This is a genomic window from Burkholderia sp. SJZ089, from assembly GCF_007828315.1.
Classification (GTDB): Bacteria; Pseudomonadota; Gammaproteobacteria; order Burkholderiales; family Burkholderiaceae; genus Burkholderia; species Burkholderia gladioli.
In genome coordinates, this window is record NZ_VIUM01000002.1 from 625,624 (window position 1) to 652,392 (window position 26,769).

The 26,769-nt window shown below is 67.1% G+C and carries 29 protein-coding genes; 9 read left to right on the top strand and 20 right to left on the bottom strand.

Annotation, left to right across the window (positions count from 1 at the left end; all coding sequences use genetic code 11):
- The first annotated feature begins 81 nt into the window (after positions 1 to 81).
- Positions 82 to 498, top strand: a complete 417-nt coding sequence (locus FB600_RS05920; protein ID WP_013699772.1) for a VOC family protein — start codon at positions 82 to 84, stop codon at positions 496 to 498.
- Between the two features lie 71 nt (positions 499 to 569).
- On the opposite strand, the gene FB600_RS05925 is transcribed toward FB600_RS05920, so the two are convergent.
- Positions 570 to 1,124 carry a YaeQ family protein gene (locus tag FB600_RS05925; protein WP_013699773.1) on the bottom strand — a complete coding sequence of 185 codons (555 nt, stop codon included), beginning with the start codon at positions 1,122 to 1,124 and terminating at the stop codon, positions 570 to 572.
- Positions 1,125 to 1,349: 225 nt separating this feature from the next.
- Here FB600_RS05925 and FB600_RS05930 point away from each other — a divergent pair, with 225 nt between their 5' ends.
- Positions 1,350 to 1,529, top strand: coding sequence for a hypothetical protein (locus tag FB600_RS05930; protein ID WP_036048785.1), 180 nt, complete (start codon positions 1,350 to 1,352; stop codon positions 1,527 to 1,529).
- 110 nt (positions 1,530 to 1,639) lie between these two features.
- On the opposite strand, the gene FB600_RS05935 is transcribed toward FB600_RS05930, so the two are convergent.
- Positions 1,640 to 2,587 carry a cupin gene (locus tag FB600_RS05935; RefSeq protein WP_098153500.1) on the bottom strand — a complete coding sequence of 316 codons (948 nt, stop codon included), beginning with the start codon at positions 2,585 to 2,587 and terminating at the stop codon, positions 1,640 to 1,642.
- A gap of 211 nt (positions 2,588 to 2,798) precedes the next feature.
- Between FB600_RS05935 and FB600_RS05940 the strand changes: the two genes are divergently transcribed.
- Complete coding sequence (locus FB600_RS05940) at positions 2,799 to 3,734, top strand: LysR family transcriptional regulator (RefSeq protein WP_096750004.1); 936 nt, start codon at positions 2,799 to 2,801, stop codon at positions 3,732 to 3,734.
- 12 nt (positions 3,735 to 3,746) lie between these two features.
- Here FB600_RS05940 and FB600_RS05945 read toward each other — a convergent pair whose 3' ends face one another.
- The 3 genes from FB600_RS05945 to FB600_RS05955 all read right to left on the bottom strand — a co-directional run bounded on the left by FB600_RS05945 (position 3,747) and on the right by FB600_RS05955 (position 5,234).
- Positions 3,747 to 4,037, bottom strand: a complete 291-nt coding sequence (locus FB600_RS05945; RefSeq protein WP_098153499.1) for a hypothetical protein — start codon at positions 4,035 to 4,037, stop codon at positions 3,747 to 3,749.
- Positions 4,038 to 4,146: 109 nt separating this feature from the next.
- Positions 4,147 to 4,551, bottom strand: coding sequence for a DUF5615 family PIN-like protein (locus FB600_RS05950; RefSeq protein ID WP_013699777.1), 405 nt, complete (start codon positions 4,549 to 4,551; stop codon positions 4,147 to 4,149).
- Positions 4,548 to 5,234, bottom strand: a complete 687-nt coding sequence (locus tag FB600_RS05955; protein ID WP_098153498.1) for a DUF433 domain-containing protein — start codon at positions 5,232 to 5,234, stop codon at positions 4,548 to 4,550. Before FB600_RS05955 ends, FB600_RS05950 begins: the two co-directional genes overlap by 4 nt.
- Positions 5,235 to 5,538: 304 nt before the next feature.
- Here FB600_RS05955 and FB600_RS05960 point away from each other — a divergent pair, with 304 nt between their 5' ends.
- Positions 5,539 to 6,357 (top strand): FkbM family methyltransferase, encoded by an 819-nt coding sequence (locus FB600_RS05960; protein ID WP_145756364.1) that lies wholly within the window; start codon positions 5,539 to 5,541, stop codon positions 6,355 to 6,357.
- 54 nt (positions 6,358 to 6,411) lie between these two features.
- Here FB600_RS05960 and FB600_RS05965 read toward each other — a convergent pair whose 3' ends face one another.
- The 11 genes from FB600_RS05965 to mnmE form a co-directional block, all read right to left on the bottom strand.
- Positions 6,412 to 6,945 (bottom strand): chalcone isomerase family protein, encoded by a 534-nt coding sequence (locus FB600_RS05965; RefSeq protein WP_013699780.1) that lies wholly within the window; start codon positions 6,943 to 6,945, stop codon positions 6,412 to 6,414.
- The gene (locus FB600_RS05970) at positions 6,938 to 8,152 is read right to left on the bottom strand and encodes an SAM-dependent methyltransferase (protein WP_145756365.1); all 1,215 of its coding nucleotides are present in this window, start codon (positions 8,150 to 8,152) and stop codon (positions 6,938 to 6,940) included. The genes FB600_RS05965 and FB600_RS05970 overlap by 8 nt, the downstream gene beginning before the upstream one ends.
- Positions 8,149 to 9,012, bottom strand: a complete 864-nt coding sequence (locus FB600_RS05975) for a DUF1365 domain-containing protein (RefSeq protein WP_105820164.1) — start codon at positions 9,010 to 9,012, stop codon at positions 8,149 to 8,151. Before FB600_RS05975 ends, FB600_RS05970 begins: the two co-directional genes overlap by 4 nt.
- A complete protein-coding gene (locus tag FB600_RS05980; RefSeq protein WP_017918374.1) occupies positions 9,009 to 10,307 on the bottom strand; it encodes an NAD(P)/FAD-dependent oxidoreductase in 1,299 nt (432 codons plus the stop codon). The genes FB600_RS05975 and FB600_RS05980 overlap by 4 nt, the downstream gene beginning before the upstream one ends.
- Before the next feature lie 97 nt (positions 10,308 to 10,404).
- The gene (locus FB600_RS05985; protein ID WP_013699784.1) at positions 10,405 to 11,022 is read right to left on the bottom strand and encodes a lipocalin family protein; all 618 of its coding nucleotides are present in this window, start codon (positions 11,020 to 11,022) and stop codon (positions 10,405 to 10,407) included.
- The gene (locus FB600_RS05990) at positions 11,019 to 12,119 is read right to left on the bottom strand and encodes an SAM-dependent methyltransferase (protein WP_036048763.1); all 1,101 of its coding nucleotides are present in this window, start codon (positions 12,117 to 12,119) and stop codon (positions 11,019 to 11,021) included. Before FB600_RS05990 ends, FB600_RS05985 begins: the two co-directional genes overlap by 4 nt.
- Entirely contained in the window at positions 12,116 to 12,934 is an 819-nt protein-coding gene (locus FB600_RS05995) for a DUF1295 domain-containing protein (RefSeq protein ID WP_096750000.1), read from the bottom strand. Before FB600_RS05995 ends, FB600_RS05990 begins: the two co-directional genes overlap by 4 nt.
- A gap of 195 nt (positions 12,935 to 13,129) precedes the next feature.
- Positions 13,130 to 13,864 carry an anti-sigma factor domain-containing protein gene (locus FB600_RS06000; protein WP_145756366.1) on the bottom strand — a complete coding sequence of 245 codons (735 nt, stop codon included), beginning with the start codon at positions 13,862 to 13,864 and terminating at the stop codon, positions 13,130 to 13,132.
- Entirely contained in the window at positions 13,861 to 14,475 is a 615-nt protein-coding gene (locus tag FB600_RS06005; protein WP_096749998.1) for a sigma-70 family RNA polymerase sigma factor, read from the bottom strand. The genes FB600_RS06000 and FB600_RS06005 overlap by 4 nt, the downstream gene beginning before the upstream one ends.
- A 217-nt stretch (positions 14,476 to 14,692) precedes the next feature.
- On the bottom strand, positions 14,693 to 14,962 hold the full coding sequence (locus FB600_RS06010; protein WP_103690812.1) for a DUF3761 domain-containing protein: 270 nt from the start codon (positions 14,960 to 14,962) through the stop codon (positions 14,693 to 14,695).
- Between the two features lie 66 nt (positions 14,963 to 15,028).
- Positions 15,029 to 16,435 carry a tRNA uridine-5-carboxymethylaminomethyl(34) synthesis GTPase MnmE gene (mnmE, locus tag FB600_RS06015; RefSeq protein ID WP_145756368.1) on the bottom strand — a complete coding sequence of 469 codons (1,407 nt, stop codon included), beginning with the start codon at positions 16,433 to 16,435 and terminating at the stop codon, positions 15,029 to 15,031.
- A gap of 341 nt (positions 16,436 to 16,776) precedes the next feature.
- Here mnmE and FB600_RS06020 point away from each other — a divergent pair, with 341 nt between their 5' ends.
- Together FB600_RS06020 and FB600_RS06025 are read left to right on the top strand one after the other, a co-directional pair.
- Positions 16,777 to 17,196: a transcriptional regulator gene (locus tag FB600_RS06020; protein WP_160293265.1), complete on the top strand. Its 420-nt coding sequence runs from the start codon at positions 16,777 to 16,779 to the stop codon at positions 17,194 to 17,196.
- Between the two features lie 332 nt (positions 17,197 to 17,528).
- Positions 17,529 to 17,951, top strand: coding sequence for a transcriptional regulator (locus tag FB600_RS06025; protein WP_013699792.1), 423 nt, complete (start codon positions 17,529 to 17,531; stop codon positions 17,949 to 17,951).
- 99 nt (positions 17,952 to 18,050) lie between these two features.
- Here the strand turns inward: FB600_RS06025 and yidC are convergent, their stop codons facing one another.
- From yidC to rpmH, 4 genes are all read right to left on the bottom strand, one after another.
- The gene (gene yidC, locus FB600_RS06030) at positions 18,051 to 19,712 is read right to left on the bottom strand and encodes a membrane protein insertase YidC (RefSeq protein ID WP_145756369.1); all 1,662 of its coding nucleotides are present in this window, start codon (positions 19,710 to 19,712) and stop codon (positions 18,051 to 18,053) included.
- 8 nt (positions 19,713 to 19,720) lie between these two features.
- Complete coding sequence (gene yidD, locus FB600_RS06035; protein ID WP_081060853.1) at positions 19,721 to 19,987, bottom strand: membrane protein insertion efficiency factor YidD; 267 nt, start codon at positions 19,985 to 19,987, stop codon at positions 19,721 to 19,723.
- Positions 19,988 to 20,065: 78 nt separating this feature from the next.
- A complete protein-coding gene (gene rnpA / locus FB600_RS06040; protein ID WP_013699795.1) occupies positions 20,066 to 20,533 on the bottom strand; it encodes a ribonuclease P protein component in 468 nt (155 codons plus the stop codon).
- Positions 20,534 to 20,549: 16 nt separating this feature from the next.
- A complete protein-coding gene (gene rpmH / locus FB600_RS06045; RefSeq protein WP_004198824.1) occupies positions 20,550 to 20,684 on the bottom strand; it encodes a 50S ribosomal protein L34 in 135 nt (44 codons plus the stop codon).
- Between the two features lie 430 nt (positions 20,685 to 21,114).
- Here rpmH and dnaA point away from each other — a divergent pair, with 430 nt between their 5' ends.
- The 3 genes from dnaA to gyrB all read left to right on the top strand — a co-directional run bounded on the left by dnaA (position 21,115) and on the right by gyrB (position 26,703).
- Positions 21,115 to 22,698, top strand: a complete 1,584-nt coding sequence (gene dnaA, locus FB600_RS06050; RefSeq protein ID WP_013696088.1) for a chromosomal replication initiator protein DnaA — start codon at positions 21,115 to 21,117, stop codon at positions 22,696 to 22,698.
- 194 nt (positions 22,699 to 22,892) lie between these two features.
- Positions 22,893 to 23,999, top strand: coding sequence for a DNA polymerase III subunit beta (dnaN, locus tag FB600_RS06055; protein WP_013696089.1), 1,107 nt, complete (start codon positions 22,893 to 22,895; stop codon positions 23,997 to 23,999).
- A 226-nt stretch (positions 24,000 to 24,225) separates the two neighbouring features.
- Positions 24,226 to 26,703, top strand: coding sequence for a DNA topoisomerase (ATP-hydrolyzing) subunit B (gene gyrB, locus FB600_RS06065; RefSeq protein WP_145756370.1), 2,478 nt, complete (start codon positions 24,226 to 24,228; stop codon positions 26,701 to 26,703).
- The last annotated feature ends 66 nt before the right edge of the window (positions 26,704 to 26,769 follow it).

Genomic DNA, 26,769 nt, shown 5'->3' on the forward strand with positions numbered 1-26,769 from the left:
GCCGCCCTGCTTCCCCTGTCCATCACGCCTTCCCGGCGATCGTCTAGACTCGACGAGTCATTCGACAGGAGATTTCCCACAATGAAACCCCCGATACTCGGCATCGACCACGTGGTGCTGCGCGTGGCCGACATGAAGGCGATGGCGCGCTTCTACTGCGAGGTGATCGGCTGCCATATCGAGAAGGAACAGCCCGATCTCGGGCTGGTGCAGTTGCGCGCCGGCCATTCGCTGATCGACCTGCTGATCGAGAACGCACCGATCGACCGCGCGGACAGCGGCGTGCCCGGCGCCGGCCGCAACATGGATCATCTGTGCCTGCGCGTCGAGCCCTTCGACGCCGAAGCGCTGCGCGCGCATCTCGCGGCGCATGGCGCGCGGCCGGGCGAGCCCGCCGAGCGCTATGGCGCGGACGGCTACGGGCAGTCGATCTATCTGTTCGACCCGGAAGGCAACATGGTGGAGCTGAAGGGGCCGCCGCGCGCCGCGGCTGGCTGAGGGAGGTCCTAACGGACCGACGCGGGCCGGAAGCAAAACGAGGCGCGAAGAACCCGGCCCCGAATCGTGCGTCAGCCCTCGCCGCGCGGCTTGAGCACGGTCCATTCGACCGCGATCGGATCGTGCGTCGCGCTCGAGATCCACACCGTGCCGTCCTGGATCGTGCATTGCAGGCGCATGGTGCGTTCGGCCAGCGCGCCGAGCGCCTCGGCCGTACCCTCCAGCAGCGACAGCACGCGCACGTTGCGCAGCCGCTCGACCTTGCCGCGCACGCCCTGCCACCAGATGTCCGAGGTGCGGCCGCCGTAGGCGATCACGTCCACCTCGCCCGAGCGGCCGCTCGCCTTGGCGATGCGGCGCTCGTCGGGCTGGCCGATGTCGATCCAGGCCTCGATCGCGCCGGTCAGGTCCTTGAGCCAGAGGTCGGGCTCGTCGGTATCGGACAGCCCCTTGCAGAACTCCAGCCGCTCGTGCGCGAACAGCGCGAAGGCGACGATGCGCACCATCATCCGCTCGTCCGTTTCGGACGGGTGGCGGGCCACCGTCAGCGAATGATCGCCGTAGTAATGCCGATCCATGTCGGCAATTTGCAGTTCGGCCTTGTAGATCGTCGATTTGAGCGCCATCGGGGGTCTTGCCGCGTGCGGCGAAAAGTTCGGTCGGGGCGTGGATGATACCGAATGCGCGAGGCCCTCGCCGTGGCCCCGTTTCAAAAACAGTGCGGCATCAGCCTGGACGGGACGCTATGAAGATCGCCCGGTCATGCAAGAAAATCCAAAACGCCCGCGGCGCGCAATGCCTAGAATGAAAGCGAGGGTGCCGTCCCGCCCGCCAGCCGCATGGAGGCCATCGTGGTCGAGCAAGTGATCCTGGGCATTTTTCTGGTGCTGCCGCTCGTGATCGTCGCGGCCCTGTTCTCCGACGAGCTATGGCAGGAACATCGCCGGCGCCATCCGCGCGAGATGCGGCCCGTGCATGCCGGCCATATCGACTGGCGCCATCCCTGGAAACATTGGCGACGCGGGCATTGATCCCGCGCCAACGGCACGGCCGCTGAACAGCAACGCGCGTCGCTCCCTCCCTTCTTCTCTCGCCGCCGCCGGGCGCCAGGGCACGATGCCTGGCGCCCGGCGCGCTTCGTTCAGCGCGCGAAGCGGATATCGAGCGCGCGCAGGTAGGTCTGCAAGCCCGCGTCCTGCAGCGGAATCACATAGGCCACGTCGTTCGACTCGTTGAAGTGCGCATGCCAGTAGCCCGGCGGCGTGACGAAAGCCATGCCCGGCGTCCAGTCGACGCGCACCGGATCGACGATGTTGCCGGCCTCGTCCAGCTCGGTGCCCACCAGCGTGTACACGCCCGGGCGACAGGCGGGGATGAAGTCGAGCGCGATCGACTGGTGGCGATGCGGCTTCTGCACACTGTTGGCCGCGATCACGCCGAACATCGCCCACATCGAATGCGTGACCGTGCGCGTCTGCGGGAAATGGCGGTTGCCGAGCAACAGGCTCACGCGGTTGCGCAGCGCGGCGCCGGGTGCCGACGCCACCTTGTCCAGTTCCTCCTTCGCGCGCGCGGCCGGGTACAGCGTCGGCTCGAAGCGCGGGTTCGCGACGCGCGTGCCGAGATAGTCGAGCAGCGGCGCGTCGTTCACGTAGTACAGGCGCGCGGTGGAATCGGCGCTCAGCGTTGCCGGCGCGCCGCCCGGCAGCGAGAAGAAATCGCCCTGCGCGAAGCGGAACGCGCTGTCGCGCTGCGCCACCGAGCCGGCTCCCTCGAGCACGTAGAACACCAGCGAGGTCGCGTTCGGATCGACGCTGAGCTGCTCGCCCGCGACGATGCGCACGAAGTTCGCCATCAGGTCCGGGCCGGTTGCCGGGTAGTCGCAGCCGAGTTCGGCCGACAGGTCCAGCGGCACGATGCGCGTCGGGCCGCTGTCGTAGAGCGAGGCGGGGAAGCTGCGATACGGCACGCGCGAAATCAGCTTCGCGCCGATCGGGTTCGCCGACGAGGTGTATTCGAAATACTCGGCGTCGCGCATCGCGCGTTCGTCGTCGAGTTGCAGCGTGGGGGCGGGGGTCTTGTCGAGCATGATGCGGCTCCTTGATGGCGGGGAAGCGTCCGGCGCGCAGGGTCACGGCCGTCGACGTTGGAGCGACTATAGAGGCGCGCCCCGTGCCGACGGAACCGCGCCGCCGGGAAATGAGCTTTGCGCAAAAGGGACAACCCGGCCCCTGGCTTTGCCCTACACTGCATGCGACCCCAACCAGGCGCGCGCCAGCCGACGCGGCCCGTCATCCGCCATGGACTATTTCTCCGCGATCCGCGCCTTCCTGCATGCCGCCGAATCGGGCAGCTTCAGCAAGGCCGCCGACCGCATCGCCGTGAAGACCTCGACCGTCTCGCGCTACGTGAGCGAGCTCGAGCGCGACCTCGGCATCGCGCTGTTCAACCGCTCGACGCGCGGGCTGGTGCTGACCGAAGGCGGCCGCGTGTTTCGCGAGCATGCGCAGGCCGTGCTGGCGGCGCTCGACGAGGCGCGCGAGGCGACGTCCTCGCTGAATGCCTCGCCGCGCGGGCTGCTGCGCGTGACCATGCCGCGCGCCTTCGGCCTGCGTCACGTGATCCCGCACCTGCCCGAATTCACCGCGCGCTATCCCGGCATCGATATCGACGCGGTGCTCAGCGACGAGACCGTCAACCTGATCGACAACGGCATCGACCTCGCGATCCGGATCGGCGTGCTGCCCGATTCGCAGCTGATCGCGCGGCGGCTGGCCATGCATCGGCGCATCGTCTGCGCGAGCCCCACGTACCTGGAACAGCACGGCGCGCCGGACTCGCCGGCGGCGCTCGCCGGGCACGAGGTGCTGCGCTTCCCGCTGATGCCGGACGATCGCTGGTGGTTCGCGGCACGCGCGCCGCGCGACGAAGAGCAGGTTGACGAGCCGATCCCGGTGCAGCTGCGCGGCCGACTGCGCGCCGACGATACCGACGCGCTGCGGCAGCTCGCGATCGCCGGCTGCGGCATCGCCCTGCTGCCGGTCTGGGCGCTCGGCCATGCCTTGCGCGACGGCCGGCTGGTGCATTTGCTGGCCGATTGGGACGTGCAGACGGCGCGAACCGCATCGGCGATCTGGGCGGTTTATCCGCCGAAGAAAACGGTGTCGTCAAAGGTGCGCGCGTTCATCGATTTTTATGCCGATCGATATGCGCGGCTGGTGGATTGGGAAAGCTGACGACGTGGCGGATCAATAACCAGCAGGCTGGCGCTGCTCGTAGGCGCGCTCCTGGCGCACGCGTTCGTCGCGGATCCGCTGTTCGCGCTGATGCTCGTAGAGCAGGCGCTGGTTGCGCAGCTCGTCCTGGTAGTGGCGCTGGGCGCGCAGGTAGTCGTCGTGGTCATTGACGCGCAGGTAGCGCGACGCGTCGGGGCGAGCGCCCTCATCAATACGTGATTGCGCCGCGGCCGGCGTCGCGGCGGTCAGGCTGGCAAGGGCGAAAGCGCAGCAAGCGAGTGAAAACCGTGAACGTGGCGACATGCTCGTTTCCCGGTGAAAAGGTGAAGGGTCACCGTAGCATTCCCACGGCGAGCCAATCGGAAGATGGCGAAGCGGATTTCGGGGATGCGAAGCGGGGCACGCATCCAGGTTAGAGGGTGACTTGCCCAAATCGCCCCTTGCCGGCGAACGCATAAGGCACCTTGAACGCGGCACCACCGGCCATGCCTTCGGCTTGCTCGATGACGCGCGGCCACCAGCGCACAAGGGAGTACGCCTTGTCCCAGAATTTGTGGCTCGACCATCCTCGGTCGAGAAAGAACACGATCAAGCCGGCACGACGCAGGGCTTCGCGCTCCAGCCCCTTGTTCAGTTTGTCGTGGGTGACCACCGACCACCCGCCTTCCCTTGCCAGCGCAGCGATCCAGTCTGAATCGGGCGTATTCGGCGGAAACAGGTCCTTCAAATGTACGACGCGATGCCCGGCGTTTTCCGACAAGGCATGCAGCGCTCTGGCCAAAGCAGGCGGCAAGTTGTTGTCGACGAAGAAGTTCATGTGGCGACCAGGCTTTCCTCGAACGCAATGGCGGCGTCCACCGATGCCACGGGAACCTCGTAGAGCTTCGCCACCAAGTGCCGATCGCCCTCGGCAATGAAGGCATCGTGCAGGATCGACGTCCTCACCGCACCATCGGTCACGACGGGTTTTCCGAACGCAATCGCCGGATCGAGCACGACCGCCTTGCTGCGCGGCGTGGGATACCAGCGAGCCGCCACCTGGTCCGCCCCAAACTCGATACCGCTGTACAGCGAAGGTTCGATGATTCGCCGAAAAGCGTATTGCTTGCGCACCAGGTCGAGCAGCTCCGTTTCGCCGGTTTCCTCCATTGCCGAGGCGAATATCGTGCGGCCATCGGTGCGAAACTGCCGGGACGTGAAGGGATAGTCAGTGGCGAACAGTTCGCGGGCGCGTTGGCTGGCGATGCGGATCGTCTGCAGACTGACGCCATGCTGCCGAAACGCCCGCACGAACCGAACTTCCAGCAAATCGTGAAAGCCGATTCCTTCTATCTGCTGATCGAATTCCGTGGTCCAGAGCGGTGGAACCTCGACCGGCTGCTCCTTGTGCGGATCCCGATAGGAATAACCATCCAGCCAGCGACGCAATTCGCGCAGGGGAATCCGCGTGAGCAAGGCGGCTTCAGGGTAGGTGTAGAGACCGACGCCTGTCAGCTTCATGCGCACCTCCCTGGAAAGTTGACCGGCCAAACACTTCGCGTGCTCGAAAACCACACGATTCTACCGAATCTCGCCGACAACTTTCGACAAGTCGGCTCGTTATCGCCGCCATTTTGCCGCCCAGCGCCACCGTGTCGCGGACACGGCTCCCGTGCGCACACAAAACCGATAACGCCCCCCGCCACCATGTCGAAACAATGGCGCCTTGCCCGTCGCCAGCACGGACGAACCCGTGCTGGCGACACGCTGCAGTTCCACCGTCGGGCATAATGCGCCCTTCCTCCAACCCGCACGGAACCGCGCCATGCCGACGCGAGAGATGCTGTACACGGAAGTCGAATCCCTCATCCGGGAGCATGGCAAGGCGAGCTTCGAGATCGGATCGATTCCGATCACGCTCGAGCTGTCCCATCGACACGAACGCTACTACGCCGCATCGCTGCTGCTGGACATCCGCTATCCGCAAGGCGACGTCGACCGGGCTCTGTTCCGCCACTTCGTCAAGGCGGGCGACCAGGTGCTCGATGCCGGCGCGAACATCGGCGTCACGGCACTCGAGTTGCTCGAGGCGGGCGCGCGCCGCGTGATCGCGGCCGAGCCGATCCCCGAACTGTTCGCGCGGCTCGCCAGCCTGCCGACCGATCGCGTGGTGCCGATCGAGCAGGCGATCTCGGCCGCGCCCGGCCAGGCGACGATGACCGTATCGCTGGCCCATAACCAGGGCTCGAGCCTGAAGGACGAGGTGCTCGCCCTGTTCCCGTCGATCTTCGGCGACACGCATCGCACCCTTTCCGTGGCGACCACCACGATCGACGCGCTGCGCGCCGAGCACGGCAGCTTCGATATCTGGAAGCTCGATATCGAGGGCGCGGAGGTGGATGCGCTGGCGGGCGCCCGGGAAACCCTGGCCCATCGCCCGCCCCGCATCATCATCGCCGAGCTGTATGGCGAGCTGCGCCATACCTTCCGCGAGCACCTGAGAGATACCCATCCTCACGGCCATCGCGTGTTCCTGCGCAAGTCCGACTATCAGCTCGACTTCGCCGATGTCGATGCCGAGCCCGGCGATTCGCACCACCACACCAGCCCGATGTTCGTGTTCTCGCAGAAGCCGATTGTTTGAGCGCGCGCTAGACGGAATGGGCGCACGCCGCGCGCGCGGCGTCGGCGCGCGAGATCACGGCGCGGCTTCACCGAGCAGCTTCCGGCGCAACGCCTGCGCCCGGGTTCGCGGGTCCAGCCAGATCGAGAAGAACGCCTTCGCGAACACCGGGTCGTCCACCGCGGCACCAGGCTGCCCGTTGCGATAGAAACGCGCGCCCTGACCGGGCAGATAGACGCCGCAGAGGCTGTCGCCGGGCCCGACGTCATCGAACGCGCGCACCATGTCCGCCTGCCAGGCGCTGCGCACCTCGTCCGTCAGCGCGCCGCCGGCCAGCCGGTCGAGTTCGTGCATGCCGGCGCCGACCAGTTGCTTGCGCGAGAAATGCCGGCGGTAGCTCAGCTCCAGCGCGAACGGCGCATCCAAGTCGACCGGCGCACGACTCGCATACAGGCGCGCGTCATAGAGGCAGATGCCGAGCACGCAGAAATCCCCCGCACCGATCAGCCGCGCCTGCGCCAGTTCGTCGACGCAGCCCGCCTGCGCGCCGCGCGCGAGCAACAGCGCCGCGAGGCACCATCCGCGCCAGGCCCACGCGACGCTAGGCATCGCGCGCAACCAGGAAGTGGACCACGTCCGTGCGCGCTTCGAGGAAGGCGGCTTCGCAATAACTCAGGTAGAGACGCCAGGTGCGGATGAACAGCTCGTCGAAGCCCTGCTCGCGAATCGCGTCCAGACGCGCCTCGAAGGCGTCCCGCCAGACGTGCAGCGTGCGCGCGTAATCCTGGCCGAAGGCGAACACCGGCGTCGCGGCGAGCGCGGCGTCGCGCGCGGCCGCCACGAAACGCTCGGGGCTGGGCAGCATGCCGCCCGGAAAGATCGTCTCGCGAATGAAGTCGCTGGAGGCGCGATAGGCGTCGAAACGCGCGTCGTCGATCGTGATCGACTGCACCAGCGCCCGCGCGCCCGGCTTCAGGCAGCGCTGCAGCGTGGCGAAATAGCCGGGCCAGAAAGCCTGCCCGACCGCCTCGAACATCTCGATCGAGACGATCGCGTCGTATTGCCCGACCGCGTCGCGGTAATCGCACAAGTGCACGTGCGCGTGATCGGCGAGCCCGTTGCGGGCCATCCGCTGCACCGCGAACGTGTACTGCTCCTGCGAGATCGTCAGCGCGTCGACACGGATGCCGAGCCGCGCCGCATGTTCGGCGAAACCGCCCCAGCCGCAGCCGATCTCCAGCACGCGCATCCCGGCGCGAAGGCCGAGCGTATCGACGATGCGCTGGTACTTGGCGGCCTGGGCCGCCTCCAGCGAGCGGGCCGGATCGCCGTCGAAGCAGGCGCTGGAATAGGTCCAGGTCGGATCGAGCCACTGCGCATAGAAGGCGTTGCCGATGTCGTAGTGCGCGTGGATATTGCGGCGGCTCCCCGCGCGCGAGTTCGCGCGCAGCCGATGGCGCAGCGCGTACCAGAGGCGCGCGAGCCGCCCGCCGTCGATGGTCGGCGCGACGGCATCCTGGTTGCGCAGCGCGAGCCGGACCAGGGCCACCAGGTCGGGCACCTCGACCCATCCGGCGCGATAGCCATCGGCCAGGCCGATGTCGCCGCTGCGCAGGATCCGGCGGCAGGCGCGCCAGTCGTGGATCTGCAGGGTCGCGGCGGGCGCCTGGTGCGGATCGCCGAACACCAGTTGCGCGCCTTCCGGCGTGACCAGGGTGAGATGACCATGCCGCATCCGGCGCAGCAGCGCGAGGAACCATTTCGCGCTGAGCGGTTGCGCGGTTTCGGAATGGGAGCGGACATGCAGCAGGTTCATGGACGGGCCTCGTGACGGGAATTCGCCGGCGACGCGCGGTGGTGGCCGGATACGGAGGAATCGAATGCGGAAGGATCGGATGCCGCCGGCTCGGGCGACTGCGGCTGCGGCGGCCGGCTGCCGTGGAAGGGCACGCGCTTGCGTGCCAGTTGCAGCGCCTGCCAATGGATGCGCCAGAGCGTGCCGATCGTGTCGAATGGCCGGCGCGCGAAGCGCCACCACGCGCCGGGCTCGCGCCGTTCGCGCATCGCGATCGCGGTGCGCAGCAGCAGGCCCGCCTCGTCGTGATGATCGATCGCGACGGTCCAGCGGTCCCGGTCGCGCAGCACGCGAAAGCGATAGCCGCCGCTCACCGTGCAGAACGGCGAGACGTGGAAGGTCTTGCGGCAGTCGAGCACCGTCTCGCCGTCGATCGGCGCATGCGCCGGCGCGCTGAGCAGGTAGCCGTGCCGCGCGCCGAAGGTGTTGCGCACGTCCGCGTACAGCGCGCGCAGGCGTCCCTCGCGATCGTGGCAGTACCAGAAGCTCACCGGATTGAAGGCATAACCGAACAGGCGCGGCATCGTCTGGAGCCAGATCTCCCCGTCGGCCGGGATGCCGGCCTCGGCCAGGCGCGCGCGCATCCACGGTTCGAGCGGGCTGCCGTCGCAGGGGCCGTAGTCGCGCGCGGCCAGGCCGAGCGGGCGCCAGCGATCGATGCCGAACCAGAACGACGAAGGGCGCGCGAAGCGGTCGAGACGGCAGGCCACCTGCAGCAACCGGTAGCGAAACGCGTGATGCGCGGGCCGCAGGCGTTCGTGCGTCACCTGCCCGACCAGCAGCCGCAGGCTGTCGTCGGCCGGCTTCATGGCCGGCTTCATGGCCGCGCCCAGGCCGGCGCGACGCCGAAATCGCTTGCCACGCGCAGCGCCGACCTGAGCCCGTCCTCGTGAAAGCCGTAGCCCGCCCAGGCGCCCGCGAACCAGGTGCCGCGCCGCCCCTGCAGCTCGGGCAGGCGCTGCTGGGCATCGACGGCGGCCAGATCGAGCAGCGGATGTTCGTAGTGGTAGCGGCCGAGCAGCGTATGCGGTGCCGGTTCCGCCACCGGATTGAGCGTCACCACCACCGGCGTGTGGAACGGCAGCGGCTGCAGTTGGTTGAGCAGGTAGCTGACGCACACCGGCTGCGCGTCCTCGCCCTGGCGACGGCTCAGGTAGTTCCAGGCCGACCAGACGCGACGCCGGCGCGGCAGCAGCGCGGGATCGGTGTGCAGCAGCGCGAGGTTGCGCTGGTAGCGGATCGCGCCCAGCACCGCGCGTTCCTCGTCGCTGGCGTCGGCCAGCAGGCGCAGGCTGGTCGGCGCGTGGCAGGCCAGCACCACGGCGTCGAAATGCTCGGCGCCCGCCCCGTCGGTCCAGACGGTGGCCCCGCCGCGATGACGCCGCACCACCCGCACGCGCGCGTTCAGGCGCACGTCGGGCAGCGTCGCCGCGATGCGCTCGACGTACTGGCGGGAGCCGCCCGCCACGGTTTTCCAGGGCGGCCGGTGATTGACCTGGAGCAGGGCGTGGTTCAGGCAGAAGCGCAGGAAGGTGGCGGCGGGAAAGCGCAGGACGTCGCTGGCCGCGCTCGACCAGATCGCGGCCGCCATCGGCAGCAGGTAGTGCTGCCGGAACGGCGCGCCGTAGCCGCCGTCGGCCAGCAGCTCGCCGACCGAGAAGCGCTGCCGCTGGGCGGACTCGAGATGACGCTCGGCCGAGGCGTTGAAGCGCAGGATGTCGCGCAGCATGCCGAGGAAGCTTGGCGAGAACAGGTTGCGCCGCTGCGCGAACACGGTGTTGAGGTTGGTGCCCGCCCATTCGAGCCGGCCTTCGTCCACCGACACCGAGAAGGACATGTCGCTGCCATGGGCGCGCACGCCGAGCTCGTCGAACAGGGCGACGAGATTCGGGTAGGTGCGATCGTTGAACACCAGGAAGCCGGTATCGACGGGATGCCGCTCGCCGTCGAGTTCGACATCCACGGTATGAGCATGGCCGCCCAGGTAGTCGGCGGCCTCGAACAGCGTCACCCGATGCTGGCGCGCCAGCAGGTAGGCGCTGGCCAGGCCGGCGATCCCGGCGCCGATCACGGCGATGCGGCGGCCCGGCGGCATGGCGGGAACGGGATGGGACATGGACGTCGGGCTCCGGTTGGATTGAGGCGCGTTCGGCGGTTTCCCGTTGATACGGATCAGGCGCCGCGACGGATGCGGAGCGGCGCCATCTCGCGTCCTATTTATCCGCCGGCGGCGAGGCAAAGCCGGGCTGGCCGAGCTGGGCAGGCAGTTGCGGCACGCGGCGGAAGCGGCTGGTGTCGTAGCCCATCGCGTCGAAGCGCGCGAGCAGGGAGCGATAGGTGGCCTCGTCCATCTCCGGCTCGCGCGAGAAGATCCAGCCGAGCGACTTGCCGGGATAGCCGATCAGCGTGTAGCGGTAGTCGGGATCGACGTAGAGCGTCAGCTGGGAGACGTGGATCGGCCAGAACAGCCGCACCCGCCACGCGCCGCCGCCGCTGCCGGGCACCACCGTGTCGAGGAACTGGTAGCGGCTTTCCGGCTTGTCGAAACCGCCGCGCCGGCCGACGAACACGTCGTCGATCCGGCCGTCCTGCCGCAGCGTCCACTCGGCGCGGCTGGCGACGACATCGCGCTCGGCGAAGTAGGGAATGTTGGCGATCACGTACCAGCGTCCCATGTAGCGCGGCAGGTCGACCGGTACCGTGACCAGCGGCTGCGCCGCGCGCGGGTTCGGGTTCGGCGGGCCGCCCGAGCATCCGCCCAGGCCGAGCACCGCCGCCAGCAGCAGGCCGCGCAGCACGACGGCGCGCCACGTCGAGCGTGCGGGCCTCATGATCGTGCCGTCCGCTTGTCGAACAGGTAATGCGCGACGCCCCATTCCTGCCCGGCGCGATAGCCGAACAGCTCGGCCACCGCCATGTAGAACATCCGCCAGCGCTGGAACCAGACGGGCGCCTGCGCGCCGTAGGCCTCCACCAGCACCGGCATGACGCGCTCGTGCGCGGCATCGAGCGAGCTCAGCCAGTGCTCGGCGGTGCGCGCGTAATGCGTGCCGTCCAGCCACCATTGGCGCGTCACGCGCAGATCGTCCTGGAAGCGCAGCAGCAGGTTGGCCGAAGGCATGGTGCCGCCCGTGAAGAAATAACGGGACATCCAGTCGCTGCCGTCGCGAACGGTGAAGTGATAGGCGAGCGAGCGATGCGCGAACAGGTGCACGAACAGCCGGCCGTCGTCGCGCAGCCAGCCGGCGATCTTCGCCAGCAGCAGGCCGTAGTGCTTCATGTGCTCGAACATCTCGATCGACAGCACACGGTCGAAGCGCTCGGTGCCGGCGTCGAATTCGTGGTCGACCACGTTGCCGGTCACGATCCGCAGGTTCGTCAGTCCCAACTCGGCCGCGCGCTGCTCGATGAAGGCGCGCTGCCCATGCGAATTGGACAGGCCGACGATCTGGGCGCGCGGATAACGCCGAGCCAGCCACAGCGAGAGCGAACCCCAGCCGCAGCCGAGGTCGAGGATGCGCTGGCCGTCGGCCAGGCCGGCGCGCTCGGCATAGAGCGCGAGCATCGCCTGCTCGGCTTCGGCGAGCGTTTCGCTGCCCGTCGGGTAATGGCAGCACGAGTACTTCAGGCACGGCCCCAGATGCGCCGCGAAGAAGGCGCCCGGCAGCTCGTAGTGCTGCGCGTTGGCCGCCTGCGTCTCGATCGCGATCGGGCTGGCGCGCAGCTCGGCCAGCATGGCCTCGAAGGCTTCCGCCTGGCGGGCGCTGTCGCCGGCGTGCTCGTCGCGCAGGCGCTGGCGCAGCAGCGCGCGCATGCCGAGCCGGATCGCCGCGTCGGGCAGCCAGCCGCGCTCGGCGCAGCGCAGGGCGAAACCATCCGGCGCTTCGGCGCGCGGGACGGCGGACGAGTCGGTGGTGACGGCGCTCATGGTCGAGGCTCTCCTGGATCGGTGGAAGATGGAGCGGAAGGCCGGCGCGGCGGCCAGGGGATCAGCGCGCTGGTGCGGCGGCGGTATTCGCGATAACCGGCGCGGCTGTGCACCAGGTGCTCTTCCAGCAGCGGGATGCCGGATACCTTGAGCAGCAGCCAGGCCATCAGCAGCGGCGGCGCCAGCGTGGCCCAGCCCCAGGGCCGTCCCAGCGCCCAGGCGGCATAGGCGCACCAGTGCAGGCATTCGAAGAAATAGTTGGGATGGCGCGAGTAGCGCCACCAGCCGGCGTCACACACCTGGCCACGTCGATCGGGCCGGGCCACGAAGCGTCGCAGTTGACGGTCGGCGGCGGCTTCGCCCGCCACCGAGGCGATCCAGATCGCAAGCGCGATCGCCATCGCGAACCGCGAAGGCGGATCGGCTTGATAAGCCGGCACGAAGAAGGCGATCGCGAGCAGGATCGACACCACCGCCTGGAGCAGGAAGAAGGCCAGCATCCGCCATGCCGCCGATGCGCCCCAGCGCTCGCGCAGCGCGCGATAGCGGTAGTCCTCCGGCTGGCCGTGATTGCGCCGCCAGAGATGCCAGCCGAGCCGCCAGCCCCACGCGCCGCCGCAGATGGCGACGAACAGGCGGTTGAGCGCATCGCCCGGCGCCACCACGGCGACGAGCACGGCGACGCCGCCCAGCGACAGTGCCCAGACCGGGTCGATCATCCCCGCATTGCGGGTGCGCAGCTGGATGGCCCAGGCCGCCGTGAAGACGGCGATCAGGGCAAGCAGGACAAGGACGAAAGCGGCGATAAACGACATGCAGGCTCCGGGGCAGGCTTCATGGCGGCTTGAAGCGGATACGGAGCGGCGGGCGAAACGGATGCAGGAAATGTGACGAATGCACGGATAGCCGCATCGGGCCGTGATGCGGCGGGGGGCGGGAGCGCTGGAGGAAAGGCCGGCTGAGGGCAGGCGGGCCGGCGGCTCGGGCTGCCGGCACCGCCCCGCGCGGCTTCAGGCGGTATGAACCTGGCCGGTGGCAATCACCGGGCCGGTAGGCTGGCCGGTGGGCGAGCCGCCCGTCGGCTCCACCGAGACGGCGAGCACCGCCTGGGTCTTGAGCTGCGCCACGATCTGCGGCGGCAGCGACATGGTGGCCGGCGCATCGGACGGGAACACACCGAGCGCGACCGGCTTCGCGCCTGGAGCGATCAACCAGAGCTCGGTCGAGCGATCGGCGGCGATGCTCGGCTTGACCGCCGGCGTGACGATCATCTGCGCGCGCTGCAGGTCGACGGTGGCGGTCCAGTGCGCCGTGCCGTCCTCGCGGGCGATGGTCGCGACCAGGTAGGACGGCGCCGAGGCGACCGGCGTGGCCGGCTTCTCCAGCGTGCCCAGGTCCACCGCGAGCAGCGCGACCACGGCAACGCTGGCGCCGATCCCGACCCAGCGCCACAGCACCAGGTTGTTCCACCAGCCCACGCGAGCCGGCGCGGCGCGCGGCGTCGAGGGCGCATCCAGCCAGCCGAGGTCGCGCTGGATGCGCTGCCAGACCCGCGCGGGCGGTGCCACGGCCGGCACCGCCTCGGCCAGCGGCGCGAGCCGCCGTTCCCAGCGCAGCAGCGTGTCGCGCAGGCGCGGATCGCGCTCGACGCTGGCTTCCAGCGCCCGGCGCTCGTCGGCGTCGAGCACGCCGAGCACGTATTCCGCGCAGCGCAGGTCGGGGTCGAGTTCGGGAGGCGTGGTCATCGCTCGAGGCAGCTCTTGAGCTGGATCAGGCTGCGCCGGATCCAGCTTTTCATGGTCCCGAGCGGCACCTGCCGCCGCTCGGCCAGCTCGCTGTAGGACGCGCCGGTGTAGAAGGCCTCGCGCACCACGCCGCGCTGCATGGCCTCGAGCTGCTGCAGGCAGCGCTCCAGGCGCGCCCGCTCCTGGCTCGCCTCGGCATCGGCGGCCGGCGTGGGCGCTTCGTCGGCAAGCTCCGCCCAGGGTTCGTCGTCGCCGAGCGGCACCTCGCGATGCTGCCGGATCCGGTCGATGGCGCGGTTGCGCGCGAGCGTCACGAGCCAGGTCAGCGCGCCGCCGCGCGTGGCATCGAAGCTGTCGGCCCGTCGCCACGCCGTCATGAACGCGTCCTGGAGGATGTCCTCGGCCTCGCCCTTGTCGCGGACCATGCGCAGGATCACGCCGAACACGCGCGGCGCCGCCGCGCGATACAGCGCGGAGAAGGCGGCCTGGTCGCCTTGCGCGACCTGTTCGAGCAGCTTGTCGAGTTCGGGAGAGGACGGAGCCTGTCCGGCCGCCGCGCTCGGGCGGTCGGCCAGGTCGGGGCGCGTAGCGTCACCGGACGGTTCTTTCATTCGCAAGGAAGGGCGAGCGCCACCCCGGCGGGATGGTCTGTCGCAATATACCATCGCGCATCGCCATGACAGCGATTCGTTCAGCGTCGGGTGTCGCGAAGATTCCATCGTCGGCGGGCGGGCGTTGTCCTGGGTCTTCCTCGATACGGATCAGGCGCCGGGGTGGATGCAGGCGATTGGAAATCGGGCCGGGTAGATGATGTGGCTGGCGCGACGGTTACTGCCACTGCGCCACGCCGCCATGGCGCGAGCAGGTGCCGGAGCGGTGCCGGCTGAAGCTGTAGGTGCCGTCGCGGCAGCGTGCGGTGGCGCCGGCCGGGACTTCGCCGTTGCGTGAGTGCGCGGGTGAATGGACCTGCTCGCCGTCGCGGTTCGTGTAGTGGCCGTGCTCCTGGAGCTGGGATTCGTCCGGGGCCGGCTGGGACTGGTAGGCGAAGGCGGGCGCGACAAGCACGCCGAGCAGCGCGGCAAGCAGGAATCGTTTCATCGTGGTCCCCCGCGGCGGCATTGGCCGGTGGTTGTTGGGTGCCTTTCTGTCAGGCTGGGCGCCGGCTTATTTCCCAATACAAAACCGACTAAAAATAACCCCCAGCAGATCATCCGAAGTGAATTCCCCGGTGATCGAATTCAACTGCTCCTGCGCCAGCCTCAGCTCCTCGGCAAACAGATCGAGCGCCTGCGCATTCTGATCCGCATGATCCGCCGCCTGCGCCAGATGCTCCCGCGCCGCGCGCAACGCCACCAAATGCCGCTCGCGCGCGAGATACACGCTTTCGGCGCCCGCCTGCCAGCCGGCGATGCGCAGCAGCTCGGCGCGCAGCAGGTCGATCCCGTCGCCCTGCTTGGCCGACAAGCGCAGCTCGGTGAGATCGACCTCGCCCGCCGCGCCGCTATCCGGATGCGTCACCGAGGCCGCCTCGCCGCTCAGGTCCGTCTTGTTGAACACGCGCACCACCGGCACGCCGGCCGGGAAACGCTCGGCGATCGCGCGGTCCTCGGCGCCGAGGCCCGTCTGCGCGTCGAGCAGGTGCAGCACCACGTCGGCGCGCTCGATCTCGCCCCAGGTGCGCGCGATGCCGATCTTCTCGACCTCGTCCTCGGTCTCGCGCAGGCCGGCGGTATCGATGATGTGCAGCGGAATGCCCTCGACCTGGATGGTCTGCGCGACCTTGTCGCGCGTGGTGCCGGCGATCGGCGTGACGATAGCCAGCTCGGCGCCGGCCAGCGCGTTGAGCAGCGAGGACTTGCCGACGTTCGGCTGCCCGGCCAGCACCACCGACATGCCCTCGCGCAGCAAGGCGCCCTGCCGCGCGTCGCCGAGCACCTGCGCGAGCCGCTCGCGGATCCGCGCGAGCTTGCCGCGCGCGTCGGCCGCCTCCAGGAAGTCGATCTCCTCCTCGGGAAAGTCGAGCGTCGCCTCCACCAGCATCCGCAGGCCGATCACGTCCTCGACCAGCGCGTGAATGTCGCGCGAGAACACCCCGTCGAGCGAGCGGCCGGCCGAACGCACCGCTGCCTCGGTGCTCGCCTCGATCAGGTCGGCCACGGCCTCGGCCTGGGCCAGGTCGAGCTTGTCGTTGAGGAAGGCGCGGCGCGTGAACTCGCCGGGCTCGGCGAGCCGCAAGGCGTGCTCGCGCCCGGCGTCGAGGCAGCGTTGCAGCACCAGCTGCAGCACGATCGGGCCGCCGTGGCCCTGCAGTTCGAGCACGTGCTCGCCCGTGTAGGAATTCGGCGCGGTGAAGTACAGCGCGATGCCGCGATCGAGCGCCGCCCCGGCTGCGTCGAGAAAGGGCACGTAGCTCGCGTGGCGCGGCGCCAGCACCTGGCCGCACACGGCGCGCATCAGCGCTTCGGCCGCCGCGGCGCCGGCGCGACCGAACGACACGCGCACCACGCCGATCCCGCCGCGGCCGGAAGCAGTTGCAATGGCGACGATCGGATCGGAATCGGTAGCTGGCATCGGGATATCGGGATCAGGAAAGGAGGTTCGGACCAGCGTCATGAGGTCGCCGCCGGAACGCCGCATTGTAGCGTGGCCGCCCAGGCGCCACGGGCTCGCGGCGGGGACTTGGAGCCGTCGGATGTGAGTGGCATGTCGGCATGTGCCGTTTAGCTCAATCACGCTAATTTCTAGGTTCGCCGCCTCGTATTCCAAGCTGATGAAATCCGCTCGACCCGCCTATTTACGAGATAATGCGGGATATGAATCGGCCTTTCGGCCAGCACCTCCCAGCGCTCAATGAGATAAATCTTTCGCAGCCAGTTGTCATGGGCCGCGAACCCCGATTGCACAATCGGCGCATGCCCAGCCTCGACGAAAAACTGGCGTTTTCGGAACGCCTCAAATTCGCGCTACAGCGCTGTCCGGAGAAGCCCTCGGGAGCCACGGAACTGGCGCTGCATTTCAATCTGCGCTATCGCGGCGCGCAGCCGGTATCGGCACAAACCACCCACAAATGGCTGACGGGCCGCACCATTCCCACCGTCGACAAACTCGTCACGCTCACCGAATGGCTCCGGGTCGACCTGCACTGGCTCCACTACGGCCCGCCGCCGAGCAATTCGGCGGGCACGCCCAATCCCCTGCCGCGCGACGAACGTTACCCGCCCACCGCCGAGACGATCGAACTGGCCAGCAAGATCGAAGCGCTCTCATCCCATCACCGTTACCTGGTACAGGAACTGATCGAACAGTTCTACGGCGGCGCGACGGGGCGCTGAGCTTCGCATCGACGCGGCGCAATGTCGCGATCAACAGGATTCACCCACTTCGCCCAGGCCGCGCGGACTTGGCCGTTAGTTGCGCTTGAGACAAAGCCCATCAGACGGCTATCCACGATCCCGCACATTCTCCTAAACACGCTAAATCGTCGCGGGCCAGCCTCATGGCGCCGCAGCACTTCACATGCCGATCATCCCCAACCAGCAAGGTATTTTAGAGATAACGCCGCGCGCATTACCCATCCGAAAACAGCTAAATCGCCACTCATTTGAGATAAATATGGCGTGACCAGTTGTCGCTATAGCCAAGGCTCGCTTGCACAATCTGGCGCATGCCGACCCGAGATGAGAAAACGGCGTTTTCGGAACGCCTGAAATTCGCCTTGATGCGCAGCCCGGAAAAAGTCTCGGGCGCGACCGAACTCGCCCTGCACTTCAACCTGCGGCACCACGGCGAGCACCCGGTCTCGCCGCAGACGGCGCACAAATGGCTGACCGGCCGCACCATCCCGACCACCGACAAGCTCGAGACGCTGGCCGGCTGGCTGCGTGTCGACGCGCACTGGCTGCATTACGGGCCGCCGCCCTCGGTAGCCGCGCGCAACACCCCGAAGCCGTTGCCGCGCGACGAGACATACCCGCCCACGCCGGAGACGATCGAGCTGGCCACCAAGATCGAGGCGCTTTCGCCGCATCACCGCTACCTGGTGCAGGAGCTGATCGAACAGTTCTACGGCGACGCCTCCGAGCACTGATCCGCGCAACTTTCCGTTTTCCGCCACCAATAAAAAAACCGCCCGGCTAGACCGGGCGGTTTTTCTTCATGCATCCAGCTCAGGCAGCTTCCAGCTCGATCAGTTGGCCGCCTTCTTCTTGCCGATGGTGCGCGTGATGTAGTACTGCTGCGCGATCGACAGCACGTTGTTGACCACGTAGTACAGCACCAGGCCGGCCGGGAAGAAGAAGAACATCACCGAGAACGCGATCGGCATGAACATCATCATCTTGGCCTGGACCGGGTCCGGCGGCGTCGGGTTCAGGCGCGTCTGCAGGAACATCGAACCGGCCATCAGCACCGGCAGGATGAAGAACGGATCGCGCTGCGACAGATCGTGGATCCAGAGAATCCAGGGCGCGCCGCGCATTTCCACCGAGGCCAGCAGCACCCAGTACAGCGAGATGAACACCGGGATCTGGATCACCACCGGCAGGCAGCCGCCGAACGGGTTGACCTTCTCCGTCTTGTAGAGCTCCATCAGCGCCGCGTTCATCTTCTGCGGATCGCTCTTGAAGCGCTCGCGCAGCGCCTGCATGCGCGGCGTGATTTCCTTCATGCGCGCCATCGACTTGTAGCTCGCCGCCGACAACGGGAAGAACACGGCCTTGATCAGCAGCGTGAGCAGCACGATCGACCAGCCCCAGTTGCCCACGTAGCCGTGGATCTTCTGCAGCAGCCAGAACAGCGGCTTGGCGATGATCGTCACCCAGCCGTAGTCCTTCACCAGGTCGAGGCCCGGGGCGATGCCTTCCAGCACGCGCTCCTCTTCCGGGCCGGCGAACAGGCGCGCCGACACGTCGGCCGACTGGCCCGGCTCGATGGTCTTGACCTGCTCCTTCACGCCCACGCGGTACAGCGACGGGTCGATCTTCTCGACATAGATGTCGCGCTTGACGCCCTGCTGCGGAATCCAGGCCGACGCGAAGTAATGCTGGACCATCGCCACCCAGCCGTTGTCGGCCGAGTTGACGTATTCCGCCTTGTTCTTGTCGATGTCGCTGAAGGTGATCTTCTGGAAGTGCTTCTGGTCGGTATAGACGGCCGGTCCGAGGAAGGTGTGCGAGAACAGCGGCGTTTCCACCGGCGTGCTGTCGCGCACGATTTCCATGTAGACGGTCGGCGTGACCGGGGCCGTGCCGACGTTCTCGATCTTGGTGTCGACGCCGATCACGTAGCTGCCGCGCGTGAAGGTGTAGGTCTTCACCACCTTCACGCCGCCCTTCTCCTGCGACTCGAAGGACAGCTTCATGCTGTCCTGGCCGGCCGCCAGCGCGCTGGGGTTGCCCGCCGCCGGCGTGTACAGGTCGTTGTGGTTCGGGAAGTTGCCGCCCGTCACGCCGGTGCGCGCCAGGTAGGTGTGATCCTTGGTGTGGTCGAACAGCGTGACGAACAGGTCGGGCTGCTTGCCGTCGCCTTCCTTCTTCAGCGTCAGCTTCGCCAGCGTGCCCCCGCGCGTGTCGATCTCGCCGTCATAGACGTCGGTCGAGAACTTCACCAGTTGCGCCTGGGCGATCGGCGCGGTGGAATCGGGTGCCGTGGTCGAGGCGGCCGGCAGGGCCGCAGGCGCGCCGCCGGCCGCCGAGGCGCCGCTGCTCGCATCGGTCGAGGAGGCGCCGGTGGTCTGCGTGACGTTCGGGAAGAACATCGACTGGCGTCCATGGGCACGCTGCCAGTTGTCGTACAGCATGACCGCTGACATGAAGAAGATCACCCATAGGACGGTGCGTTTGATATCCATGCGTTGTCTCAGAGTCGATGGGACGGCGCTTCAGCGTCGTGGCTGGCGCAAGGACCGGAACGGGCCGGTGGTACCAGATCGATGCCGCCGGCGGAAAAAGGATGGCAGCGGCACAGGCGCCTGGCGGCCAGGTAGGTGCCGCGCGCGGCGCCATGATACTGGATTGCCTCGCGCGCGTAATCCGAACAGGAAGGGTAAAAACGGCAACGGCTGCCGAGGAAAGGACTCACGGCAGCCTTGTAGAAACGCAGCAACGCGATCAAAACCGTTTGCATAGCAGTCGGCGCCTGCGCGCCGCCATGTGGCCGGACATATCCTCGGGATGCATCCGGCCCGTACCTCGTGGGGAAAGCTCAGTCCGCCGCGGGCTTCGCGGGCCCGCGCCGCACGACCTCGCGCGCCGCCTTGTCCAGCAGCTCGCGGATCTCGCCTGCGCACAACGCGGCGAGCGGCGCGGACGCCGCGCTCGGCATCGCCTTCGCGTCGAAGCGCGTATGCAGCCGCAGCAGCAGGTCCCAGCCGGCGAACTCGGCGCGCCGCCGGCGAAACGCGTCGCGGGCGAGGCGCTTTACCAGGTTGCGCGTGACCGCGCGCGGCGCGTACTTCTTGCCGATCACCAGGCCCAGACGCGCGTCGCCGCCCGTCGGCTTGCCGTAGATCACGAAGTGCGCGCTGCGCCGCCAGGGCCGCAAACGAAAAACGGATGAGAACTCATCCGTTTTCAGAAGCCGCGCGGCTTTCGGGAAGGTCGCGCCCACCAGCAACGGATCGATGCCGGGGCCTGCGACTGCGTTGCCCGCATCGCCGCGCACGGCACACACGGCGTATCGCCCGCCCTTAGATGGCCAGGCGCTTGCGACCCTTCGCGCGACGTGCGTTGATGACCTTGCGGCCACCCGCCGTCTTCATGCGGACGCGGAAGCCATGGGTACGCTTGCGACGCGTGACGGAAGGTTGGTAGGTACGTTTCATGTTGCTCTCACTTTGACGAGAATATCGGTAATCAGGGACCGCGTGCCCGATCCTTCAGGCCACCGGGCGAACGCAATCGCCGAAAATCTAGGATTGGTTTTCGCGGAACCCGCTATTTAAACCGTTTTTCTGTGGACGGTCAATACTTTAGGCCCTGCCTCGGCCCCATTTCCGCGTCCGCCCCCGCGATCCTGTGCCCACCCGCCCAATCGCCCCTCCCCTGTGGATAACTCCCGCGACGCGCGCTTTTGGCGGTAGAATCTCGCCTTATCTCCAGGAATCCCGCACGCCGCTCCGGCCCGCCCTGTGCCCGAAACCCTTGTGGCACCAGCCTCCGGAGCATGCTCGCTCGGCCGCACCGGGCCTTGTTGCCAATCCGCGACAAGGGCGGCCTCGTGCCGCTGTGCAACCCAAGAACGACAGCAACTCAATGAACGAATTCTGGCAACACTGTTCCGCCCTGCTGGAGCGTGAATTGACGCCCCAGCAGTACGTGACGTGGATAAAACCGCTGGCGCCGGTGGCCTTCGACGCCTCCGCGCACACCTTGTCCATTGCCGCCCCCAACCGCTTCAAGCTCGACTGGGTGAAGAGCCAGTTCTCGGGCCGGATCTCCGATCTGGCCCGCGATTTCTGGAACGCGCCGATCGACGTGCAGTTCGTGCTCGACCCGAAGGCCGGCGCGCGCAGCGCCGCGCCCTCGGTCGCGCCGCGCCCGTCGGTGGCCGCCACCGGCACCGCGCCGGCACCCGAGGCGGCCATGCCGGCCGCCGCTCCGGTGCGGCAGGCCGCGCCGAACCCGGCCGTGGCCGCCGCGCAAGCCGCCCAGGCGGCCGCGCATGCCGCGGCCCAGGCCGCCGCGCTGAACGCCGACGACGCCGCCGATCTCGACCTGCCCAGCCTGACCGCCCACGAGGCCGCCGCCGGCCGCCGCACCTGGCGACCCGGCGCGAACGCGCCGGCCGGCGGCGACGCGGCCGACTCGACCTACGAGCGCTCCAAGCTGAACCCGGTCCTGACCTTCGACAATTTCGTCACCGGTAAGGCCAACCAGCTGGCGCGCGCCGCGGCCATCCAGGTGGCCGACAACCCGGGCGTGTCCTACAACCCGCTGTTCCTGTACGGCGGCGTGGGCCTGGGCAAGACCCACCTGATCCACGCGATCGGCAACCAGTTGCTGCTCGACAAGGCCGGCGCGCGAATCCGCTACATCCACGCCGAGCAATACGTCTCGGACGTGGTGAAGGCCTACCAGCGCAAGGCCTTCGACGATTTCAAGCGCTACTACCACTCGCTGGACCTGCTGCTGATCGACGACATCCAGTTCTTCTCGGGCAAGTCGCGCACGCAGGAAGAGTTCTTCTACGCGTTCGAGGCGCTGGTCGCCAACAAGGCGCAGGTGATCATCACCAGCGATACCTACCCGAAGGAAATCTCGGGCATCGACGACCGCCTGATCTCGCGCTTCGATTCCGGCCTGACGGTGGCGATCGAGCCGCCCGAGCTGGAAATGCGCGTGGCGATCCTGATGCGCAAGGCGCAATCGGAAGGCGTGAACCTGTCCGAGGACGTGGCCTTCTTCGTGGCCAAGCACCTGCGCTCGAACGTGCGCGAGCTGGAAGGCGCGCTGCGCAAGATCCTCGCGTACTCGAAGTTCCATGGCCGCGAGATCACCATCGAGCTGACCAAGGAAGCGCTGAAGGACCTGCTGACGGTGCAGAACCGGCAGATCTCGGTCGAGAACATCCAGAAGACCGTCGCCGACTTCTACAACATCAAGGTCGCCGACATGTACTCGAAGAAGCGGCCCGCCAATATCGCGCGGCCTCGCCAGATCGCCATGTACCTGGCCAAGGAACTGACGCAGAAGAGCCTGCCCGAGATCGGCGAGCTGTTCGGCGGGCGCGACCACACCACCGTGCTGCACGCGGTGCGCAAGATCGCCGACGAACGCAGCAAGGATGCCCAGCTGAACCACGAGCTGCACGTGCTGGAACAGACGCTGAAAGGGTAAATGCCGCGCGCATCGCGAATCCCGACGGGACTCGCACGCGCGCGCGATGAATACGCCGATCCGGGTGAATTTAAAAGGGGCGGTTCTGTTTTGAGGCACAATACAGGTTTGTGACCGCCCGGGCGGCGGGTAGACAGCGGCCCGCCGGGCGGGCTTGCGTGGCTTGCAGGCCGTTAAATCAACGAAGGAACTCTATGCAACTGGTCAAGACCGAACGAGACACCCTCCTCAGGCCGCTGCAAACGGTAAGCGGTATCGTCGAACGCCGCCATACGCTGCCGATCCTCGCGAACCTGCTGATCACGAAGACGGGTTCCGACGTATCGTTCCTGTCGACCGACCTCGAGCTGCAGATCACCACGCGCGCCGATTTCGGCGTGGGCGGCGAACAGGTCGCGACCACGGTGGCTGCCCGCAAGCTACTGGACATCCTGCGCGCGATGCCTGACGGGCAAGTGACGCTGTCGCTGGCCGACAAGCGTCTGACCGTGCAATCGGGCAAGAGCCGCTTCGCCCTGCAGACGCTGGCCGCCGACGAGTTCCCGACGGTCGCGCAATCGAAGGATTTCGGCGCGAGCCTGGCGGTGCCGCAGAAGGCCTTCCGCCAGTTGCTGGGCATGGTGTACTTCGCGATGGCGCAGCAGGACATCCGCTACTACCTGAACGGCATGCTGCTGGTGGTGGACGGCGACCAACTGATGGCCGTGGCCACCGACGGCCACCGCCTGGCCTATTCCTCGATGAAGATCGAGGGCGGCGCCTTCCCGCGCCAGGAAGTGATCGTGCCGCGCAAGACGATTCTCGAGCTGCAACGCCTGCTCGAGGACATCGACGACACCGTCAAGATCGACATCGCGCAGACGCAGGCCAAGTTCACCTTCGGCCAGGTCGAGCTGGTGTCGAAGCTGGTGGAGGGCAAGTTCCCCGACTTCCAGCGCGTGATCCCGAAGGCGCACAAGAACACCTTCACGATCGGCCGCGAGGAACTGCAGCGTTCGCTGCAGCGCGCCGCGATCCTGACCTCCGACAAGTTCAAGGGCGTGCGCTGCATCATCGCGCCGGGCCAGTTGAAGATCATGTCGACCAATGCCGACCAGGAAGAGGCGCAGGAAGAACTCGAGATCGCCTACCAGGGCGACACGGTGGACATCGGCTTCAACGTCACCTACCTGCTCGACGTGCTCGCGAACCTCAAGGTGGACAACATCGAGGTGAGCCTGGGCGACGCCAGCTCGAGCGCGCTGATCACCGTTCCCGAGAACGACGAATTCAAGTACGTGGTGATGCCGATGCGCATCTGAGGCATTCGACACACCGGACACACCAAGGGGCGCCACGCCCCTTTGGCGTTTTTATGGCACAGACGGGCTCGCACCCGGCCAGCCGATTCGCGACTGTTTTCCCTCCCATTTCGTACCCCGAAGCGGCGAGCCAGCACCGTGAAACGACCATTCGACGAGCCACGTTTGCCCGCAGGCAGGACCCGGCCGCAGCACTTCAGGCGGCCAGCAGAACCGGAAGACATCCATGACTGAACAGCACAACTCGCAACCCGACAACAGCAGCTATGGCGCCTCGTCGATCCAGATCCTCGAAGGTCTGGAAGCGGTCCGCAAGCGTCCCGGGATGTACATCGGCGACACATCGGATGGAACTGGTCTGCACCACCTCGTATTCGAAGTGCTCGACAACTCGATCGACGAGGCCCTGGCGGGTTACTGCAACGACATCCACGTCACGATCCACGCCGACAACTCCATCTCCATCACCGACAACGGCCGGGGCATCCCGACCGACGTGAAGATGGACGACAAGCACGAGCCCAAGCGCAGCGCCGCCGAAATCGTGATGACCGAGCTGCACGCCGGCGGCAAGTTCGACCAGAACAGCTACAAGGTGTCGGGCGGCCTGCACGGCGTGGGCGTGTCCTGCGTGAACGCGCTGTCGAGCTGGCTGCGCCTGGTGGTGAAGCGCAACGGCAAGAAGCACTTCATGGAGTTCCATCGCGGCGTGGCGCAGGACCGCGTGCTGGAGACGCGCGACGGCGTGGAAGTGTCGCCGATGGCAGTCACCGGCGACACCGAGAACCGCGGCACCGAAGTGCACTTCATGGCCGATCCGACCATCTTCGGCACGGTCGAGTATCACTACGACATCCTGGCCAAGCGGATTCGCGAACTGTCGTTCCTGAATAACGGCGTGCGGATCCGCCTGACCGACCAGCGCTCGGGCAAGGAAGACGATTTCGCCTTCGTGGGCGGCGTGAAGGGCTTCGTCGAGTACATCAACAAGACCAAGACCGTGCTGCATCCGACGATCTTCCACATCATCGGCGAGAAGGATGGCGTGGGCGTGGAAGTGGCCATGCAGTGGAACGACAGCTACAACGAGAACGTGCTGTGTTTCACCAACAATATTCCGCAGCGGGACGGCGGCACCCACCTCACGGGCTTGCGCGCGGCGATGACGCGCGTGATCAACAAGTACATCGTCGACAACGAGATCGCCAAGAAGGCCAAGGTGGAAACCTCGGGCGACGATATGCGCGAAGGGCTTTCCTGCGTGTTGTCGGTGAAGGTGCCGGAGCCGAAGTTCAGCTCGCAGACCAAGGACAAGCTGGTGTCGTCGGAAGTGCGGGCGCCGGTCGAGGAAGTGGTGGCGAAGGCGCTGGAGGAGTTCCTGCTCGAGACGCCGAACGACGCGAAGATCATCTGCAGCAAGATCGTCGAGGCGGCCCGGGCGCGCGATGCGGCCCGCAAGGCGCGCGAGATGACGCGACGCAAGGGCGTGCTGGATGGGGTTGGCCTGCCGGGCAAGCTGGCGGACTGCCAGGAGAAGGATCCGGCCAAGTGCGAGATCTACATCGTCGAGGGTGACTCGGCAGGCGGGTCGGCCAAGCAGGGCCGGGATCGGAAGTTCCAGGCGATCCTGCCGCTGCGCGGCAAGGTGCTGAACGTCGAGAAGGCGCGGTATGACAAGCTGCTGTCGTCGGAGCAGATCGTCACGCTGGTGACGGCGCTGGGTTGCGGGATCGGCAAGGAGGATTACAACCTCGAGAAGCTGCGCTATCACCGCATCATCATCATGACCGACGCGGACGTGGATGGCGCGCATATCCGGACGCTGCTGCTCACGTTCCTCTATCGCCAGATGCCGGACATGATCGAGCGCGGGTATGTGTATATCGCGCAGCCGCCGCTGTTCAAGATCAAGGCCGGGAAGGACGAGCGGTATCTGAAGGACGAGAGCGAGCTGAACGCGCATATGCTGCGGCTGGCGCTGCAGGGCTCGGAGCTGCAGCCGGGTAGCGGCGCGGATGCGATCTCGGGTGAGGCGCTCGGGGCGCTGGCTCGGTCGTATTTGCTGTCGCGGGCGGTGGTGGGGCGCTTGGGGCGCCTGTATGACCCGGCGGCGCTCGAGGCCGTGATGGATGGCGTGGCGATTGATCTGGCCGGCGAGGACGCGGCGCTGAAGTCGGCCAGCGCGCTGCAGGCGGCGATGCTGCAAAGCGACGCGATGAAGAATGAAGTGCGCGTGATTCCGACTTATGACGAGATTCGCGAGCACTGGTCGCTGCGGATCGAGCGGCCGCATCATGGGAATGTGCGGGTTTCGGTGATCGATGAGGAGTTTTTGCTCACCGCCGATTACAAGCAGCTGGTTAGCACCGCTGACACGTTCAAGGATTTGATCGGGGAAGGGGCGCTTATCAAGCGTGGCGAGCGTTCGCAAGCGGTGAAGGACTTCAAGGGGGCGATGCAGTGGCTGATGGCCGATGCGGAGCGCAATGTCTCCAAGCAGCGGTATAAGGGGCTGGGGGAGATGAACCCCGAGCAGCTTTGGGAGACGACCATGGATCCGAATGTGCGGCGCTTGTTGCGTGTGCAGATCGAGGACGCGATTGCCGCGGATGGGATCTTTACGACGCTGATGGGCGATGAGGTGGAGCCGCGTCGGGCTTTCATTGAGTCGAATGCGTTGAGGGCGGGGAATATTGATGTTTGAGGGGTGATGTAGTGTCGAATGTCACGATAAGTGAAAAATTCGACACTAAAGCTGAAAACTGAAGAC

Bases quoted from the DNA above. Each gene is read 5' to 3' on its own strand.
- mnmE (WP_145756368.1), bottom strand. From the start codon at position 16,435: ATGCCAGCTACCGATTCCGATCCGATCGTCGCCATTGCAACTGCTTCC.
- FB600_RS06010 (WP_103690812.1), bottom strand. From the start codon at position 14,962: ATGAAACGATTCCTGCTTGCCGCGCTGCTCGGCGTGCTTGTCGCGCCC.
- FB600_RS06025 (WP_013699792.1), top strand. From the start codon at position 17,529: ATGCCGACCCGAGATGAGAAAACGGCGTTTTCGGAACGCCTGAAATTC.
- FB600_RS05990 (WP_036048763.1), bottom strand. From the start codon at position 12,119: ATGAGCGCCGTCACCACCGACTCGTCCGCCGTCCCGCGCGCCGAAGCG.
- FB600_RS05960 (WP_145756364.1), top strand. From the start codon at position 5,539: ATGCCGACGCGAGAGATGCTGTACACGGAAGTCGAATCCCTCATCCGG.
- FB600_RS05955 (WP_098153498.1), bottom strand. From the start codon at position 5,234: ATGAAGCTGACAGGCGTCGGTCTCTACACCTACCCTGAAGCCGCCTTG.
- dnaN (WP_013696089.1), top strand. From the start codon at position 22,893: ATGCAACTGGTCAAGACCGAACGAGACACCCTCCTCAGGCCGCTGCAA.
- yidD (WP_081060853.1), bottom strand. From the start codon at position 19,987: ATGCAAACGGTTTTGATCGCGTTGCTGCGTTTCTACAAGGCTGCCGTG.
- FB600_RS05940 (WP_096750004.1), top strand. From the start codon at position 2,799: ATGGACTATTTCTCCGCGATCCGCGCCTTCCTGCATGCCGCCGAATCG.
- FB600_RS05945 (WP_098153499.1), bottom strand. From the start codon at position 4,037: ATGTCGCCACGTTCACGGTTTTCACTCGCTTGCTGCGCTTTCGCCCTT.
- FB600_RS05970 (WP_145756365.1), bottom strand. From the start codon at position 8,152: ATGAACCTGCTGCATGTCCGCTCCCATTCCGAAACCGCGCAACCGCTC.
- FB600_RS05925 (WP_013699773.1), bottom strand. From the start codon at position 1,124: ATGGCGCTCAAATCGACGATCTACAAGGCCGAACTGCAAATTGCCGAC.
- dnaA (WP_013696088.1), top strand. From the start codon at position 21,115: ATGAACGAATTCTGGCAACACTGTTCCGCCCTGCTGGAGCGTGAATTG.
- gyrB (WP_145756370.1), top strand. From the start codon at position 24,226: ATGACTGAACAGCACAACTCGCAACCCGACAACAGCAGCTATGGCGCC.
- FB600_RS06000 (WP_145756366.1), bottom strand. From the start codon at position 13,864: ATGACCACGCCTCCCGAACTCGACCCCGACCTGCGCTGCGCGGAATAC.
- FB600_RS06005 (WP_096749998.1), bottom strand. From the start codon at position 14,475: ATGAAAGAACCGTCCGGTGACGCTACGCGCCCCGACCTGGCCGACCGC.
- FB600_RS06020 (WP_160293265.1), top strand. From the start codon at position 16,777: ATGCCCAGCCTCGACGAAAAACTGGCGTTTTCGGAACGCCTCAAATTC.
- FB600_RS05995 (WP_096750000.1), bottom strand. From the start codon at position 12,934: ATGTCGTTTATCGCCGCTTTCGTCCTTGTCCTGCTTGCCCTGATCGCC.
- FB600_RS05920 (WP_013699772.1), top strand. From the start codon at position 82: ATGAAACCCCCGATACTCGGCATCGACCACGTGGTGCTGCGCGTGGCC.
- FB600_RS05965 (WP_013699780.1), bottom strand. From the start codon at position 6,945: ATGCCTAGCGTCGCGTGGGCCTGGCGCGGATGGTGCCTCGCGGCGCTG.
- FB600_RS05985 (WP_013699784.1), bottom strand. From the start codon at position 11,022: ATGAGGCCCGCACGCTCGACGTGGCGCGCCGTCGTGCTGCGCGGCCTG.
- FB600_RS05980 (WP_017918374.1), bottom strand. From the start codon at position 10,307: ATGTCCCATCCCGTTCCCGCCATGCCGCCGGGCCGCCGCATCGCCGTG.
- FB600_RS05935 (WP_098153500.1), bottom strand. From the start codon at position 2,587: ATGCTCGACAAGACCCCCGCCCCCACGCTGCAACTCGACGACGAACGC.
- yidC (WP_145756369.1), bottom strand. From the start codon at position 19,712: ATGGATATCAAACGCACCGTCCTATGGGTGATCTTCTTCATGTCAGCG.
- rpmH (WP_004198824.1), bottom strand. From the start codon at position 20,684: ATGAAACGTACCTACCAACCTTCCGTCACGCGTCGCAAGCGTACCCAT.
- FB600_RS05950 (WP_013699777.1), bottom strand. From the start codon at position 4,551: ATGAACTTCTTCGTCGACAACAACTTGCCGCCTGCTTTGGCCAGAGCG.
- FB600_RS05975 (WP_105820164.1), bottom strand. From the start codon at position 9,012: ATGAAGCCGGCCATGAAGCCGGCCGACGACAGCCTGCGGCTGCTGGTC.